Annotated in this window: 14 protein-coding genes and 2 pseudogenes; 4 read left to right on the forward strand and 12 right to left on the reverse strand. The window is 60.8% G+C overall.

Annotated elements, in window-relative coordinates:
- The first annotated feature begins 85 nt into the window (after nucleotides 1-85).
- Entirely contained in the window at nucleotides 86-220 is a 135-nt protein-coding gene (locus F6X42_RS45350) for a hypothetical protein (RefSeq protein ID WP_281394059.1), read from the forward strand.
- Between the two features lie 643 nt (nucleotides 221-863).
- On the opposite strand, the gene F6X42_RS30875 is transcribed toward F6X42_RS45350, so the two are convergent.
- The 6 genes and pseudogenes from F6X42_RS30875 to F6X42_RS30900 form a co-directional block, all read right to left on the reverse strand.
- Entirely contained in the window at nucleotides 864-1,340 is a 477-nt protein-coding gene (locus F6X42_RS30875; protein ID WP_187637823.1) for a YqhA family protein, read from the reverse strand.
- A gap of 183 nt (nucleotides 1,341-1,523) precedes the next feature.
- Nucleotides 1,524-1,733 (reverse strand): annotated as a pseudogene (locus tag F6X42_RS30880) (IS6 family transposase); the annotation flags it as partial.
- Nucleotides 1,734-2,179: 446 nt separating this feature from the next.
- Nucleotides 2,180-3,733, reverse strand: a complete 1,554-nt coding sequence (locus F6X42_RS30885; protein ID WP_246530302.1) for an efflux transporter outer membrane subunit — start codon at nucleotides 3,731-3,733, stop codon at nucleotides 2,180-2,182.
- Entirely contained in the window at nucleotides 3,720-6,791 is a 3,072-nt protein-coding gene (locus tag F6X42_RS30890; RefSeq protein ID WP_187637824.1) for an efflux RND transporter permease subunit, read from the reverse strand. Before F6X42_RS30890 ends, F6X42_RS30885 begins: the two co-directional genes overlap by 14 nt.
- A complete protein-coding gene (locus F6X42_RS30895; protein ID WP_246530303.1) occupies nucleotides 6,788-7,909 on the reverse strand; it encodes an efflux RND transporter periplasmic adaptor subunit in 1,122 nt (373 codons plus the stop codon). The genes F6X42_RS30890 and F6X42_RS30895 overlap by 4 nt, the downstream gene beginning before the upstream one ends.
- A gap of 824 nt (nucleotides 7,910-8,733) precedes the next feature.
- Nucleotides 8,734-9,477: an IS110 family transposase gene (locus F6X42_RS30900; protein ID WP_187637825.1), complete on the reverse strand. Its 744-nt coding sequence runs from the start codon at nucleotides 9,475-9,477 to the stop codon at nucleotides 8,734-8,736.
- A gap of 154 nt (nucleotides 9,478-9,631) precedes the next feature.
- Between F6X42_RS30900 and F6X42_RS44360 the strand changes: the two are divergent.
- Nucleotides 9,632-9,838: pseudogene (locus F6X42_RS44360) on the forward strand (LysR family transcriptional regulator); the annotation flags it as partial.
- Here the strand turns inward: F6X42_RS44360 and F6X42_RS30910 are convergent.
- The 4 genes from F6X42_RS30910 to ribA form a co-directional block, all read right to left on the reverse strand.
- Entirely contained in the window at nucleotides 9,776-10,108 is a 333-nt protein-coding gene (locus F6X42_RS30910) for a hypothetical protein (protein WP_187637868.1), read from the reverse strand. The pseudogene F6X42_RS44360 and the gene F6X42_RS30910 sit on opposite strands and share 63 nt — an antisense overlap.
- Before the next feature lie 822 nt (nucleotides 10,109-10,930).
- A complete protein-coding gene (locus tag F6X42_RS30915) occupies nucleotides 10,931-11,164 on the reverse strand; it encodes a helix-turn-helix transcriptional regulator (RefSeq protein ID WP_018420897.1) in 234 nt (77 codons plus the stop codon).
- A gap of 548 nt (nucleotides 11,165-11,712) precedes the next feature.
- Nucleotides 11,713-12,987 (reverse strand): tyrosine-type recombinase/integrase, encoded by a 1,275-nt coding sequence (locus F6X42_RS30920; protein WP_187637826.1) that lies wholly within the window; start codon nucleotides 12,985-12,987, stop codon nucleotides 11,713-11,715.
- Between the two features lie 221 nt (nucleotides 12,988-13,208).
- The gene (gene ribA / locus F6X42_RS30925; RefSeq protein WP_187637864.1) at nucleotides 13,209-13,859 is read right to left on the reverse strand and encodes a GTP cyclohydrolase II; all 651 of its coding nucleotides are present in this window, start codon (nucleotides 13,857-13,859) and stop codon (nucleotides 13,209-13,211) included.
- 343 nt (nucleotides 13,860-14,202) lie between these two features.
- Between ribA and F6X42_RS30930 the strand changes: the two genes are divergently transcribed.
- Nucleotides 14,203-14,661, forward strand: coding sequence for a CBS domain-containing protein (locus F6X42_RS30930; RefSeq protein ID WP_187637827.1), 459 nt, complete (start codon nucleotides 14,203-14,205; stop codon nucleotides 14,659-14,661).
- A gap of 271 nt (nucleotides 14,662-14,932) precedes the next feature.
- Here F6X42_RS30930 and F6X42_RS30935 read toward each other — a convergent pair whose 3' ends face one another.
- Both F6X42_RS30935 and F6X42_RS30940 read right to left on the reverse strand, forming a co-directional pair.
- A complete protein-coding gene (locus F6X42_RS30935; RefSeq protein WP_187637828.1) occupies nucleotides 14,933-15,274 on the reverse strand; it encodes a DUF4148 domain-containing protein in 342 nt (113 codons plus the stop codon).
- 296 nt (nucleotides 15,275-15,570) lie between these two features.
- Nucleotides 15,571-16,200 (reverse strand): DNA-3-methyladenine glycosylase, encoded by a 630-nt coding sequence (locus F6X42_RS30940; RefSeq protein ID WP_187637829.1) that lies wholly within the window; start codon nucleotides 16,198-16,200, stop codon nucleotides 15,571-15,573.
- Nucleotides 16,201-16,469: 269 nt separating this feature from the next.
- Between F6X42_RS30940 and F6X42_RS30945 the strand changes: the two genes are divergently transcribed.
- Nucleotides 16,470-16,829, forward strand: coding sequence for a BON domain-containing protein (locus F6X42_RS30945; protein ID WP_187637830.1), 360 nt, complete (start codon nucleotides 16,470-16,472; stop codon nucleotides 16,827-16,829).
- Nucleotides 16,830-16,979: the final 150 nt, after the last annotated feature.

Here is a 16,979-nt window from a genome sequence, read left to right on the forward strand (position 1 = left end):
GAATTCGGGACTATGGTTCGGGCGGCCTTTACGGCTGCCAGGCCTCTGAGTTGGCTCTGACAAAATGGTGTCCACCACTTCGAAAATGATGGACATCACTTTGATGCCGATTCTTGCGCCCGTCTACAACGGCCATCGCGAGCCGCTTACTACGAAGCCGCTCTATCGCGGTCATCGTTTTCCGGTGGCAGTCATCAATTGGGTCGTGCGGTGGTATTGATCGACAGATCGAGCAATTGGTCCTGCTCGAGTCGGCGTACTGAGGCCAGAAATATCGCGTTGAAACATCGCTCGCCTGCCAGAGACGAAAGATCAGGTCAATCCCGGTCGGATGGATTTCGCGCCGACCCTGCTGATTCCTGTCGATCGGCAGCATGTGCTACTGGCAGCCAAGGTACAGCGCCTTCAGGATGTAGTTGAAGATCCTGTACAACGGCAGTCGCGGCAGCGGGCCTCGACGACCCCGTGGCAAATGAGGCAAGACAAATTCGTTGAATTGCGCTTCGCTCACTCCACCGGAATCCGTTGTCGGGCTTGGCGTTGGGCCATTTTCCATCAGCAAAGCTGATGGATTCTAGCCACTTCCACGACAACCGCTCGAATCCCGTACCCAGCCGGCCTCTCCGCCCCTTTCTAACCCCTGCGAAAAACCTGCAACCAGTAGTGAAGCACGCAGCAGATGTCGCTTGAGCGCCAAGCCGAAGCTGTCCATCGTCTGGCTTCGTTTCGAGCCGGTCGGTCGCGCAACGCACCCTGGATTTTTGGCTCGACACATATGCGTACCACGAGCCAGCCGCGCAAACATCACTGCAGTTCGGTGTTGTGAGACTGCCCCGCGCCATATAGCTGGCTCCAACGCGGGCTCATTGCCTCCGGTCGGTGTTCTTCATGAGAAACAATGTAAGGGCGGCAACCACAAGCGCTAGCGCACCACCAAAAGCGGCGATGTCACGGGTACCGTCCCAGACTACGGCCTCGCGCAGGAACAGGACGGCGAGGACTGCAATAACGACGCTGACCAAGTTTCCTTTCAGGTCTTCAAGATTGTGGACTTCCAGCCATTTCGGTAACGGTAGCTTGTCATCAATGAACAGCGAATAGAGACCGATACTGATGATGTAGACAGCGATAGCAATCAGAAATACATCGACTGCCTCAATTATCCCAACCGCGGATGTTTTTACCGACGTGGCAGAGACAGAGCCGGCCCGGACCGTATCAATGGCACTCGCGGATAAGACTATCGCCACATATAAAATCAACGCCACAGAACCCAAAAAAGTCGCGACGACGGGAACGATCATGATGTAGCGGCTCGAAGCCAAGATACGTCGCAGCATGAAAGGAACCTCTCTTAGGTAAGCATGTTTGAGCAAGTTGGGGACCGGTCACACTCTGCTCCCGAGCCTTCGTTTCCCGGGCCGCGTGTCGGCCGAGGGTGAACGGCCGCATCCACCTTTGCTCGGTCTATTCGCAGCGGCACCCGATGTCTTCGCATCCGTGCGTTCGTTGACTTCATAGCACTCGATCTTCGCGCGTGCGCTGACGGGCCGCTTATGTTGGCGAAACGCTTTTTCGAACAAGGGCACGAGTTTGATCACCCAGCGGTGTACCGTCGAATGGTCCGCCTCGAAACCGCGTTCCGCCATCATCTCTTCCTGATTGCGCGGGCTCAGCGAGTACGCCACGTACCACCGCACGCACAGCAAAATTACCTCCAGTGGGTAGTGCAGTCCGCCCGCACTACCAGCCGCTCCAGCATCTCACGCTTCGCGTTACCGCGTAACGGCGTGCCAGCCGCGCGAGCGCGAGATCGGCTTCAGTGGTTACCTACATATCAAGCCGCCGCTCCCCGTTGCCATCGTTTCCAGCTGTCGCCCGCCTTGCCCGGAAGGCGGCCTGCCGCTGCGCTGTTGTTTGTGCCATCGGTTTGTCCTCCTCAGTGTTACCCGGTAACGATATGTCCAATCTCGTTACCGGGTAACATAAAACGCCTAAAGGAGATAGCATGTTCCGCTTCGCACCGCGTCGTCCAGGAAAACCCGAACGGTACACACGAGGCCCTTACAGAGGAAGAGAAAGCGCCGCGACTGTGCTGCATCACGGTCGCGGCGTTTTCATGTGAAGTCAGGTTACGCGTGTTCGGCACCTTGAAGCCTCGCTGCGCATGGCGCCTCGACTACTGATTCGCCGGTGGCATCGGGTACGGCGGTGACGCACTGACGGCGGAACTGGCCGGTTGCCAACCGCCGCCCATTGCGCGGAACAGCGCGACCTGAGCCTGTAGTTGCCCCACCTGCTCCCGTATCAGGGCCGCCTGGCTGTCGAGCAGCGCGACACGGGCCTGATCGATATCGATGCGTCCAATATCGCCTACCGTGAATTGACGCGTTGTTTTCCTGAGCACCGCAGTGCGGCGCGTGACTTCTTCAATGCGGGCTTGCTGCAACTGCTCCTGCCGCTTCAGTCTGGACAGGGCCTGCTCGACATCGAATAGCGCACCGGACGCGGTTTTTTCATAGGCGCGGAGCGCCTGTTGCGCCTGCGCATCCGACGACTCCACCTGCGATTCACGCGCGCCGAAATCGATCAGGGGCAACGCCGCGGCCGCGCCGAACAGCCAGAACGTGCTGGGCCCGAGCCCTTGGCCAGCAATATTCCAGCCGTTGCGCGCGAGCAGCGCGCTCAGTGAGAACGTCGGCCAGTAGTTCAAACGCGCGGCGTCCGACTGCTTCACGCTCGCGAACAGCCGGTCACGCGCGGCGATAAGATCGGGGCGCCGCATCAACAGATCGACCGGCTGCCCCGGCGTGATGTCCGGCAGCGGCTTGGGCAGACCGCTTGCCGAACTCAGCGTGGCGGTAAGTTCACCCGGCTGGACCGCGCACAGATTCTCAAGCGACAGTTGCGCAGCGGCGATGGCTGTCTCGACATCCTGTTGTCGCGCCTCGACCTGTGCGAGCCCTGCGTGGGCCAAGTCGATCTCCGTGCTCAATACCACGCCGGCCTTGAAGCTGTGCTCGGCAATGACGATGAAGTCGGCGGCTATCTGGCGGCTTTGCGCGAGCAGCTCTCGTTGCTGCAATAGCCCGCGGTAGGTCATATACAGATCGGCGACTGCACCGATGACGCTGAGCCGCACGGCCTCCGCGTCGCCCGCCGCGGCGAGCGTCGACGCACGCGCCGCGGCAAGACGCGCGCGGCCGCGACCGAACACGTCGATCTCCCATTGCGTCTGAAGCCCTATGCGCCAGAACTTCGCATCGACATCGTTGATCCCGAGAAACTCCTGGAACTCCAGCTGGGTTTCCCCGCCGTGATAACTCGCGGCCTGTGCGCCCATGCCGACCGAAGGCAGCAGTTGCGAGCGCGCGAGGCGTATGCCGGCGCGCGCTTGATCGACGCGCGCAGCCGCAATCGAGATGTCGTAGTTGTGGGCGATCGCCGTCTCGATCAACTGGGTCAGCGCCGGGTCGTTGAATTGCATCCACCACGTCGCGAGCTGTTCGTCGCTAAGAGAGGCATGCGTGTCGGAGACGCCTGGCGATGACTCGTTGAAGTGCTGCGGAAGCGTCTGCGGTGAATGAAGTTTCAGTGAACCCGTGCAGCCCGATACTATCGCCACCACGAGCGAAGCCAGCGGCAAATGACGCGTGGCGCGCCACATCGAACGCCGCGCAACGCGTGACGCGAAGGACGGCACTGCGCGGATCCGGATCTCAGGGCTTGCCATGTTGGTCCCCGGGTTGTTGACCTTCTTCCCACTCCGTGCCCTTGATCGAGAACAGCAGCACATACAGCGCAGGAACCGCAACCATCGTCAGGACCGTCGCGAACGCAAGCCCTGCCATCATGGTGATCGCCATGTCCTTGAAGAAGGGATCCCATAACAACGGCGCCATGCCGAGAATCGTCGTGCCCGCAGCGAGCGCCACCGGCCGCAGACGACTCATCGAGCCGAAGATCACCGCCTGCATGCGCGGCACACCCGAGGAAACCTGGCCATCGATTTCCTCGACCAGCACCACACCGTTCTTGATCATCATGCCGATCAGGCTGAGCAGCCCGAGCAGCGCCATGAAACCGAACGCTCCCCGGAACAGCAGCAGACCGACCGTCACGCCGCAGATCGACATCGGCACGACCAGCAGCACCACCAGCGCAGGCTTGAGGCGACCGAACATGAACAGCACCAGCAGGATCATCCCAAGAAAGCCCATCGGCAACTGACGGAACAGGCTTTCCTGCGCGATGCTCGACGATTCGTGTTCGCCGCCCCACTCGAGGGTATAGCCGGGCGGCAACGGAATCGCTTCGATCGCATGCCGCACCCGGTTGAACGCAGCCACGCTGTTGCTACCGTAAGTGACACCCGCCGACACAGTCAGCGTCCGGATACGGTCGTTGCGCGAAATGATGCTTTCTTCTGTCTGCGGCGAGACTCCGTCCAGCACGTCACCGAGCGGAACATAGCGCCGCTGTCCGGCACTGAAGACCTGCATCGTGAGCAGGCGCTCCATGCCCTGTTCGCTATCCGGTGCCCGCAGGACAATCGGCAGCAACTGGTCGTGTTCGCGGAAGATCCCGGTCGTGATGCCTTCGGTGGCATACGCGAGCACGTCGTTCACCTGGCGCCTCGTCACACCGGCGGAGCGGGCGCGCGAGTCGTCGAACACCGGCCGCACCACGTTGATCGGGTTTTCCCAGTCGTCGCGGACCGATACGATGCCGCCGTCCTTGTGCAGGATTACTTGCGCCTGGTGGCCCAGGCTGCGCAGCACCTCGGGATTCGGGCCCAGGAAGCGCGCCTGGATCGGCGTCCCGCCACCCGGGCCGAAGCTCGGCCGGCTCACTGTCCAGCTCGCGTCGGGAAAGCGCTTCTCCAGTTGTTCCGTAATGGGCGGGATCATCCCGTCGATATCCCGCTGATCCTTCACCGTGACGATGAATTGCGCGTATCGCGGATCGCGGGTTTCCGGATCGTAGACGAGGAAGAAGCGCGTCGCACCACCGCCGATATAGGTGCTGACATTAGCCACACCATCTTGCGCGAGCAGGAACTTCTCTGCGCCACGGGTCTGTTCAGCGACCGCGCGAATATCGGACCCAATCGGCAAACGCATATCGACATAGAAGATCGGCGTCGTCGAGTTGGGAAAGAAACTCTGTTCGACGAAGCGGAACCCCCACATGCACACGCCCGTGAGCAGCGCCAGAAAAATCACCACCGGCACCCGGCGGCCCGCCACCCAGCCCAGCAAGCGCCGGTATTCGCGATACATCCGCGAGTCGAATGGATCGGGCTGCTCGCCCTCTTTGGCCCTGAACAGGTAATAACCAAAGAGCGGCGTCAGTCCGATCGCGATCACCCAGCTGAACAGCAGCGAGATGGCCGCCACCGCAAAGAGCGACGCGCAGAACTCGCCAACGGCGTCCGGCGAAAGGCCGATGCCCGAAAACGCGAGAATCCCCACGACGGTCGAAGCCAGCAGGATCCACTGGCCCTGCTGCAGCACTTCATTGGCCGCGTCGACATGCGACATGCCCTTCTGCACCCGCACGAGCATGCCCTCGCAAACCACGATCGTGTTGTCGGTGAGCATCCCCATGACGATGATCAGCGCACCCAGCGAGATCCGCTGCAACTCGATACCCGCGGCATACATCACAAACAGCGTGCCGAGAATCGTCAGGAACAGTTCGACACCGAGCACCACCCCGGCACGCCAGCCGAGCCCGATGCCCAGCGCCACCCCAACAATGGCCACCGCCAGCATCACGTCGAACACGAAGCCCTTGACTGCGGCGTCGACGGCCTCAGGCTGATCGTAGAGCACATGCAGTTCAATCCCGAGCGGCCTGTTGCGTTCCAGCTCCCGCATCTTGGCTTTGACGTCCTCCCCCACCTTGACGACGTTCACCCGCGAGCGCGCGCTGATGCCGATCGTGAGTGCGGGCTCGCCGTTATAACGGATCAGGGACGTCGGAATCCGGGAATATCCGTAAGACACGCTACCCAGGTCGCCCAGCAGAACCGGCCCGGAGGTCGCCCCCACCGGCAGCGAGCGGACGGCATCGAGCGAATCCAGCGTGCCCGTGGGCGCGATCCGCATCAGCAGATCGCCCACCCGCTCACGGCCCGCTGGACGAATTTCATTTTGCAGCGCGAGCGTTTGCGCGAGATCGTCGGTCGAGAGATTGTTGGCCGCCAGTTTGGCCTGGTCCGCCTCGACCGTGACCTGCTCCTGCTGGTTTCCCGCAATCACGATGTCGGCGACATCCGGCAGCGTAAGCAATTGCTTGCGCAACTCGCGTGCGTATTCAAAGAGCTGTGCCTGGGAGTAGCCCTTGCCGGTGATGGCATAGAACATCCCATAGACATCGCCGAACTTGTCGAAGACGACTGTCGGACCCGCGCCGGGCGGCAGCCGTGGCTGCACGTCGCTCACCTGGCGACGCAACTCGTCCCATACCTGAGGCAGGTCGGCGGACGTGTACCGATCGCGGATCTGGACGCGAACTTCCGAATAACCAGGCATCGAGCGCGAGCGCAGAAAATCGATCTGCTCCATCTGCTGGATCGAGCTTTCGAGCCGGTCGGTCACCTCGTTCTCCACCTCCTTCGCGCTGGCGCCCGGATAGAGCGTAACGACGACCGCCGTCTTGATGGTGAATTTTGGATCTTCGAGCCGCCCGATGTTGACGTACGCGAACAGTCCGCCGAACAGCGAGACGAGCGTGATGACCCACGCGATCAAGGGCTTTTCGATCAGGGGGCGCGCGAGCTTCATTGAGTCACATCCAGTGGCCGCACCGCCTGCCCTTCCGCGACGAACTGCGAGCCGCCCCCGACGACCTTGTCCCCTGCATGCAGATCGCCCGCCACGATAGCGGTGTTATTGCGGACCTCGCGCAGATCGACCGGCACCGCATGCACCTTGCTCGATCCGGGGTCATAGCGCCATAGCCTGTGCTTGCCGTCGGGCGTGACAGAAAGCGCTGCGATCGGCACCGAAAGCGCAAGGTTCGCGGCCGGCGCCGGGTTCACGCCGATGCGCACGCGCACCGCCATGCCCGGCAGCAACGTCAGTTGCGCAGGCTGCCTGACGCTGAACAGCAACCGGTACGAACTCGAGGTGGGCGTGGTCTGTGTGGCGTGCTCGCGATAGACAAGCTGGAACACGTTGTCCGGGCGATCCGGCGTCCATGCTTGCGCGCGCAAGGCGTTGTTGAGCGGCAGACTTTCGGCGATGCTTTGCGGCAGTTCCACCCCGACTTCGATGCGCTCCGCTTTCTCCAGGTTGAACACCGGCGTGCCGGCCTGTACCGTCTGCTCGGTTTCGATGGTACGCCGCGCAATCCGGCCGTCGAACGGCGCGATAAGACGGGTATTGCGCAAGTCCCTGCGCGCGAGATCACGTTGTACACGGGCGACTTCCACCGCGGCCTTCAACTGATCGAACGCGCCACCCGACAGTATGCTTTCGTTGTGCAGCACCGCCTTGCGTTTGAGGTCATCGGCGAGCTGGTTGTATTGCGCGTCGGCGCGGCGCACCTGCAGTTCGTAAGGTTCAGGATCGATTCTCGCGATCAGTTGGCCCTTGCGCACGCGTGCCCCGTCGAGCACGCCGATCTGTACAACGCGCCCGGGCACCTCGAAGGCAAGTGACGAAATGCTGGTCTGCTCGACCCGGCCGGTGAACTCACGAAGTTCGTTCGCCCCCTCCTGCGTAACCGGCACCAGTTCCACCATGCGCGGCCCGGTTTCGGTCGCGGCCTCCTGCTGTCGGCCACACGCACTCAGTAACCCGAATGCCAGAATGACGACTATCCGCGACCGGCTCGCCGGTCGCTTTACCCCGTGCAGCATGCAGGACCCCACTGCAGGGCGGCTTTCGTGAGCGGTCATTCAGGCCTCTTAGGGTTAATCCAATTTCGCGTATGCGCACTATGCAAACATCTGCCGCCTCCAGTGACACCTCGACCGAAGCATCACCGAAAGCGCATTCCACGCAGACAGCGGCGCCGTTCTGGCGTCTATGTAGGCCGTGCGATTCAGGCAGGCGACGCGAGGCGAAGGCTTAGCCGCGTCCGCGCCCTCGTTCGGCACCGACGCTCGTCATGAATTCGTCTCGTCCCTGGCCCATGGGCGGCAGGACGTGCGTATAGGTTGTATTCGGGCTATCGAGGCTTGCCTCGCCCTGCTTTATATTGTTCAAGTCCGCGCCTCGGGTTCAACGTTGAATCCTGCCCGTCGCCACCAGGAAAATGGCCGGCAACGCACCGATCACGGCGAACGCGAAATTACCCATTCGGGCTGGGAGACGATGAGTGGAAAGTCAGTGTTCCGGTCGGTCCGTCAGACGGTCCCGCGGCTCTGACGGAAGATCGAGGAAGATAACGCGTCCCCATCCCCGGCATTGAACGCACAACCATTCCAGCCAGACCCAACAACGAAAACTTTTGCGTATCGTTTGTCATAGCGCGGGACGCCGGTTCATTAAAATTAGGCTGCCTGAAAAAGTATTTAAGTTCCCGAACAAATCGTTGTCAAGAATTTCGCTACCGCTGCCCGGTCGAGGTCGAGAGAAACCTCGACGTTGAGAACACTCAGCCAGATTGTTTTGCTTTTGTCAGCAGTAAACAAGTCAGGGATTGCGACGTCGAAGAAATCAAGAAGTGAACCGCCCCGGGAATGAACTGACCCCCAAGAGTTGGACACGACCTTGGAGGTCAGTTCAAACCGAACTGGCCAACGCTGGCGACGCGGGCAATGGTGCCGGTCTCAAGCATGATCGTGGCCGCGAGTACATTACCGATACCCGGCGCGGTTTTCAGCATTACAAATTCCGGGCGTAATCGCGTCTCGTGATGCAGGATCGTTTCGAGCGCAACTATCTCGCTCCGCAGGGTGCGCAGAACCACCATGTTGGCCATCAACGCGCGCTCGACATGTGGCGGTAACCCGAATGCGCGTATGGCCCCATCATCCAGTCGCTGGACGTGTTCGCCGTTCATCCGGAGGTTGATCTGCCGCGCCAGCAGGCTCTCGATGCTCAGGATGTGAAGCGTGCGCTGCTGCACAAGCTGCAGCCGCTTGCGGACGAGATCGCGCAACGCCCGCTCCGCTGGTGGATAGATGTAGCCTTCAGGCAGGAGGCCAAGACGGCAAATGTGAGCGAGAAACACCGCGTCGCGCTCGTCGCCCGCATACTTCAGGCCCTCGTAATGCTTGATTGCCGCGGTGTTGGCGAGATGCAGGGCAAGGCCCGAAGCGATCAGTCCGTCGACAAGCCAGTACCAGTTGAACGTAGCCTCCACGACTACTCCTTGAAGCTCATCCCTGTGTGGCTCGAGCGCAGCCATAATTAGCCGCAAATCGTTGGTGAGCCGCTTGCAGTAAAGCACCCGATCCTGGTCGTCGATCACAGCGACCACGGCATTGTTCGAGTGCAGATCGATGCCGCAATGCTTCATATGCGCCTCCTGACAGGTCGGTTGGTGGTTCGCACCGCAACTGTAGACCTTTGCCGCCCCTTACCTTGGGGGCGGCAAAGGAGGCCTTCCAGATGATTATCAACTCCGAGGCTCCCGCCCTTCCTAGCGGGCATTGGCGAGTGACAAGATTACTTCGCTCTACGGCTTCGGGCTTGCATACGTGCCCAAGGATCTCGTCGACGGTCACGTCAAGGCTGGCCGGCTGAGTTGGGTCCTCGCAGACTGGTTTCCGACCTTTGTCGGGCATCACGTCTACTGTCCGAGCCGGCGCAAATCGTCAAGAGCGGTGCAGCTCGTCGTGGACGCGCGGAATGCTGGATTCAGGCATCGGGCGCGGTAAGTGCCGTTTGACTACCGCAAGAGCGCGCGTCAGGCTGGGGAACACCAACACGGCTGCAGAAACCAGGCATGGACCATGCGGGTCGGGGAGCACGACACCTGAGTCGAGTAGCGATGCCGCCTTCCCCATCAGCCAGCGCGCCTCGTCGGCATTGCCTGCGACAGCGCGCTCGACGGCGGAGCCAATGAGCATGTCGTCGTCCGGGCGCGGCCATGCGCACCAGCGCGGCGAACGGCAAGACCAGCCAGTGTTCCGTTCATCGTCGGTCATGTAGCCCTCACATGAGGCAGTTGCACGCGCAACCATCGCGACTTAAAACTTTTCCGGACAAATTCCGGACAAAAACGCCGCCAGAAGCGAAAAAGGACCTACGGCTTTCACCGTAAGTCCTTGTTTTCTTTGGTCGGGGCGAGAGGATTTGAACCTCCGACCACCTGCGCCCCATGAAAGGAACAAATCTCCCCGAGCTGAAGAGTCTGTTCGCCGTCGCGGCGTGCGGCGCCATCCGGCACGGAATAGCGTCCTGTGGGATCCAACATTTTTGCGTATACAAACTGAGACGGCGGTGCGATCCAGGCGGTCGTCCTCACGATACTCTTGACGCGATGAACAGCGCCTCATCTGCCGACCAGTGTCGTGCCATCGCAGCATGGTTTGCTCGACCTCGAACTAGCCGAGCGCGATCCGCTTCCGGCCAGGAACCGCTTTTCCTTCAGGTTCGATGCGAAGTTAGCGATTTTTGGACACGGATCGGACACGGGGTGGGTGGGTGCCATGCAACGCTTTCGCGGGAAACCGCGAGAGTCCCGCCCCTGCGCTCCCCCGAAAGACGCTTCAATGCTTATCTGCTCTCAGGTTCGCCCGGCAGCATTCGAAAGCGCTTGCGAGGCTGAGGCGACGAGCCATGGGTGATTCCTGCCCGTCGCAAGGTTGGCGGACCCGCGTGCCCGCGCAGCGTTTCGGCGCAGATCGGCGACCCCCATCTGTCCCATCCCCGGCGAGTGCCATCTACAAAACAAACGACGAATTTGCGCTCACGCCCTTGGCTTGGCAGCCGGCAACCGGACGTGTCACGATTTACGACGCATATCGTCAACATTTTCGAGCAACCTGCCTCTTCTTAGCACCTGAATTTTCTGGCGGCAGGAGCTTAGCGACTGGGCGTGTGTCAGCCCAGTACTGAACCTCACGTGCGAGCCACCCTATCCTCCGCCCCGATAGCAACCGTGGCTCTGGAAACGTTTTCTCGCGAACCAGTTGCTGTACGGTCGACGGTGACAGAGAGAGGGCCTGAGCCACTTCTTTCAGAGAGAGACAGATTTTCATGGCGGCTTAGCCTTCGTCGGTTTCCGTTGGATCTTGACTACCGTCAATAGGACCGAACTGACGATGTGCGGCGATTCATCTTTGCGCTTGGTGTACTTCAAAACTTAATACGCGGCGTTAGGTGTAGCAAACGCACCGGAGAAACAAAAATGCCATTTTCCCGCCCAATTGCCAAATGAGGCGCTTCCCGAGACTACCGGGAAATACCATACGCTACACGACGCCAGGTCGAAAACTGCTTAACGCTCGTTTCCTGGCGTTGATCCTTCTTATTTCGATGTTCAACGGCGCTTCACTTTCGTCGGGCTGCGTTGGAAGAACGAAGGCTCGCGCTGTTCACCGCATTTCCAGACTGATCGCCAGCCCATACCCGTTGATAGCGGTTTGTGAAATTGTTCGATCGGAATCCACGAGAGGTGCACGGCGGCCGCAGGAAGGACTCGAGCCGTTGAAGCGCCCGCCGCGACGTCGCATATTTACTCGCGCAACATCGTCTAACCACCAGCAAGCAATTTTGCCCTGCGTCGAAGACCGGCATAGAGACCGTGTTACTTCCTTGGAGGATATGTCGCCGCGATCTCTTCCAAGCGATGCGACAGTTTCGTGAGCCACTCGCGCCGCTCTCTATCGTAGGTATGCCGGTTATAGATACCGATGATTCCAGGCTGGACATGACCGAGGACGGCCTCCGCGATTTCGTTCGGACAACCAAGTGTTGCAAGCAGTGTGCGGGTCGTGCGTCGAAGATCGTGGGCGGACCAATGCGTCACGGGTAGTCGCGGGCGATCATGGTTCGGTGCGATTTTGCAGTACGGCTGATGATAGTAGACGCCGTGCTGGACCACGGTCTGGCCCATCGTCTTCCCACGCGCCGAAGGAAACAGAACCGTCCCCTTTGCCTGATCGAGCCGTCGCCGCACAATTACTTCGGCGCGGCCCACGAGCGGCACTCGCAGATCCGTTGCTTTCTCGTTATTAAGGCCCTTTGTCTTTTGTTTGGGAATCGTCCACCAAAGACCATCGCTTTCGTCGGCGATCTCGGTGCTCTCCATAGCGACAATCTCGCCCCCTCTTGTGCCAGTCCACAGGTAGAGCGTCAATGCATCGGCGACAGTCAAGCTGAAATTCGGCAGCCATCGCATCGATGTGCTCAGTTCCTCTACCGAGAGCACCCTCTTTTGTGTCCCGGTATATTGGCCCTCGACCTTGCGCCCTTTGCTCTTCAGTCGCCCTCTTAGAACTTCCTTCCACCAGTTAGCGGTGTTTTCAGGAAGACGACCAGCATCGAGCGCGTAGTGCCAGGCACCGCCAAGCTCCATGCGAAGGCGAGCTGCGAGCACTGGAGTCGACCGATATGATTCGAGCAGATCGAAAGCCGCGGCGCGCGTGATGGTAGCCGCAGGCTTATCCGCGATAGGCCCTAACATCGCTTTGAAGATACGTGCGACCTCGACTGCACCTTTGGTCTTCCGGTTGACTTCTACATGCCCCCGCAGATAGTCGCGGCACAGTTGTTCGACGGTGTAATTGTTCGGTGATGGACGAGTAGCCTCTGCTTCCGTCATTCGACGCAGTGCGGAAAGCTCGGCGCCCGAGTCTCTCTCGACGCGGCTCTTCTCCCACGCGGCGATGGCTCCGGCAAACGACATTGCTGGCCATTCACCGAGCTTCACTTGCCGCATGCGGCTATCGACCGGTGACTTATAGCGATATGTCCACGATTTCCGGCTCGTAGACGCTTGCAAGCGCAGTCCGGGAAATCCATCAAAGGTCATGTGATCGCCGCTCGGCAGTGTGGCTGCGGCACGTGCATCGAAGCGCATTCTTCCCTCGGCGTAGGTTTTTCTGAGGGAAGAATATCCGGCGTAGGTTTCCTTGGCAACGCCGAAAAAACCTACGCCGACGTTGCAAGTTTAGACATACGGAGACAAGCGTCGATGTGCCGACTGGCGCCGCCAATAGGAGTTCTTTCTGTTTTATTTTCAACCACTTGCGGACTACTTTGGCTCTCCTTGGGAGACCGCAGACAGATCCCGGCTTCGCGCTATTCGTTCTCGTCGAAGTAATGCCCGAACTTCAGTTGCTTCGTACGGATATACCGCTCGTTCTCCTCGCGCATCGGAATCGCCAGCGCGACTCGCTCGCACACCGGAATACCGTGCTTCGACAGCGTGTCGAACTTCTCCGGATTGTTGCTCATCAGCCGCACCGACGTGACCTTCAGCGTGCGCAGAATGCCCGCGGCCGAATCGTATTCGCGTGAATCGTCGGGCAGACCGAGATCGAGGTTGGCTTCGACGGTATCGCGCCCCTGCTCCTGCAGCGCATACGCGCGGATCTTGTTCGACAGGCCGATGCCGCGTCCTTCGTGGCCGCGCAGATACAGCAACACGCCGCAACCCTCGGCCGCGATATAACGCAGCGCGAGATCGAGCTGCTCGCCGCAGTCGCAGCGATAGGAGCCGAGCACGTCGCCCGTCAGACACTCCGAATGCAGGCGCGTCAGCACGGACGACTGGTTGGCGACCTCACCCATCACGAGCGCGAGATGTTCGGCGCCGCTGTCGACCACGCGAAACACATAGGAAGTGAACGTGCCGTAGCGCGTGGGCAGCGTGGCGGTGGCGTCGAGCACGACGCATTCGCCGGTGACGGCGCCGTCCGCTGCGGGCGATGAATCCTGAGACGTGAGCATGGCGTTGAACAATGGTGCTGGCATGAACCCGGGCGAGCCGGGGATAAGGTGTGGACTGCGAGTTTACCGCTAATCGGCATGCCGCACGCGGATGCCCCTTCGCGGCCACGGGACGCTGCCCCCGCAACCAGCCCCCGCAAGCACACGCGCGACACCAGCACGACACACGGAACACGGGACACGACAGCAACCGCGCGAAACGCGCCAATCCAGCGCGCATCGTCCGGCGTGCCCCAGGTATTCCCGGTGTACCGCGGGCGCAGGTCGCGCCTATACTTGAACCGCCTGTCCCTCACGACAGCGCGCCACTTCGGCGTGCTGCACTGCGAAACGGAGCCGCTCCATGACAAGCGTTGCACAGCTTCTTAAAACGAAACCGAACCCCTCCGAGGTCTACACGATCGGCGCCGACGATTCCGTCTACGAGGCGATCCGGTTGATGGCCGAGAAAGGCATCGGCGCGCTGGTGGTGACCGACGGCGATAGCATCGCCGGCATCGTCACGGAGCGCGACTACGCGCGCAAGATAGTGCTGATGGACCGGTCGTCGAAGGCGACGCCGGTGCGCGACATCATGAGCAAGGCGGTGCGCTTCGTTCGCCCCGACCAGACGACCGAAGACTGCATGGCGCTGATGACCGAGCGGCGCATGCGTCACCTGCCGGTCATCGACAACGAGCGGCTGATCGGCATGGTGTCGATCGGAGACCTCGTGAAGGACATCATCGCGGAACAGCAGTTCACGATCCAGCAACTCGAGTTCTACATTCACGGCGAACGCATTCACGGCGAACGGCCCTGAGATGGAGCGCGGCGTTCGCTGATCGACAGCGTATCGATCGTCGTTGCGGGAGCGGATGCAAAAAAAGCCCAAACCTCGAAAAGCTTGGGCCAAGCTACCTTGCGGCAGCGGAGGTTCCTTCGGAAAGAGGAACGCAACGCGCGCACGGAAGACACGCTCGCGGACGCATCGGTGCGGCACGCTCGATTGAAAACAGTACCAGGTAAGAAACGCTGTGTGCGCCGTCAAAAGAAGCGCACACAGCGTCGTGGTGCCTGCTTGGTTACCGAAATTAGTTACCGAAATAGACGCTCTTCGCGCCGCTCATCGGCTGCGTCATGCTGCCCGCTTGCGACGACCCGCTCATCGGCGCACCGTAACCGCTCGTGTCAGCGGTCGGGCGGGTTTGCGCGACAGCCGGATTTTGCGCTTGCACGCGCTGTTCGGCGGCCTGGATGTCGGCTGGATAATTCGGGTCGCTCGATGTCGCCGGGTTGTAGCCCGCGTGCTCCAGTTGGATCAGTTCGCTGCGGACTTCCGCGCGGGTGACCGGCTGCTGGCTCGACTGCGCGAACGACATGACCGGCGCGGCGAGAACGGCTGCAATAGCAACTGCCTTGATCAGCGATTTCATGATGACTTCCCTCCAATGTGGTTTTATCTGCACCGCGGACACCGTGGGGTGCACCGCATAAGTTCAGTCTAGTCACCGCATCGCCAAGGGAAAACCCTTAATTGCGAGATAGAAAATTGTTTCGTTCGCAATAATGGCGCGGAACATTGTCGAACGCGTCGATTAGCATGATTTTCCCGTAACAATTGTCGGGATCGTAACCTTTGCGTCTGATGTTTCCAAAATACGTGGGGGCTAAGAAAAATCCGCTCCATGCACGCGGAGACGTCTGAATTGACGTACGCGCGTGGCCGCTGTCATGCGCCCGAATGCGGAAGCGTCAGTAGCTTGCGCGGTCCGCTGACGAACGCGCTGCCCGGCTCGAAAAATCGCAACGGCCGGTGCATCTCCCGCGACAGACCAATGCGCGTCGTCACGCCGATCGGTGCGTCGCCGGTCTCGATCACGCCGATCCATAGCCCCTGTCCCGTACACAGATCGCGGCCGTCGAACGCCTGCCCGATGCCGAACGCCACCGTCAGCCGGCCGGGTCCGCGCGCGAGATCGCGTAGCGGCACGCCGGGACGGCGCGCTTCGATCAGCGGGAGTCCTTCGAGCGGTTCGATCGCGCGCAGCAGGATGCCGGCGCCGACCTCCTCCGCTTCCGATGACATGTTCAGCATGTACGAGACCCCGTAGGTCAGCCGCACATACGCATGACCGCGCGCGAGGAACATCGACCCGTTGTACGGACGGCGTCCCGTGAACGCATGGCTCGTCGAATCGCCGAGCGGATAGGCCTCGGTCTCGACGATGCGTCCGCTGAGGCGTCCTTCGGGCAGATCGTGCACGAGGTATTTGCCGACCATGAAGCGCGCGAGCCCGACAGTGTCGACCGGCAGATCGTCGCGGCGCAACGGGCGGATGGGAAGAGGCTCGTTTCGCATGCGCTAGTTTCCTGAAATCGATCCTGAAAAGCGACATCGGCAGATTCGTTGTGCCGAAGCCTCATTTTCTCCGCCATCGAAGTTAACATGGCACTAATTGTTGTATTGTGTGCTTCCGGCCGGTCACACGGCCGTTTGCATGTTTCGGCCGCAAGCGTTCGCACGACTGCTGTAACTGTTCCATTTGCATTGCATCCCGCTGTACCCGCTGGTGAAAAAATCGTCCCCATCCGGGGACCGACGTTCCTACGACAACAGGAGATGGTTGAATGAAAGCATTCTCGGCAATCAAGATGATCGGCGGCGCGCTGGTCGTTCTCGCTTCCCTCAACGCGTACGCGCAGAGCAGCGAGGCGGCCACGTCCGCAGCGCCGGCGGCAACGACGCCGAGCGCCAAGCAGACCCGCGCGGCCAACCGCGCGTTGCAGCGCAAAGTCCGCGCCGCGCTCGCGCGTACGAAGGGCGTGACCGTCGGCAACATCACCGTGCGCGCACGCGACGGCGCCGTCACGCTGGAAGGCTCGGTACCGGAGCAAGGCCAGATCGAACTCGCGACGAACGCTGCTCAAGGCGTGGCAGGCGTGACGTCGGTGAAGAGCGCACTGACGATCCGCGCGATCGGCCAGTAAGCGGGTCGAACAGCTGAAGAAGTTGCGGTAAAAGCAGCAAGCTGGCGTCGACGACGAAACGCTCGCCCGACGCCAGTTCCCTCACCGGTCCCACCCTCCGCCGTCGCCCTCCGCCCTTATCATTTAATGGCTTAACGCCTGTCGTTAAGA

It is taken from the genome of Paraburkholderia podalyriae (genome assembly GCF_014397785.1).
GTDB classification, from domain to species: Bacteria; Pseudomonadota; Gammaproteobacteria; order Burkholderiales; family Burkholderiaceae; genus Paraburkholderia; species Paraburkholderia podalyriae.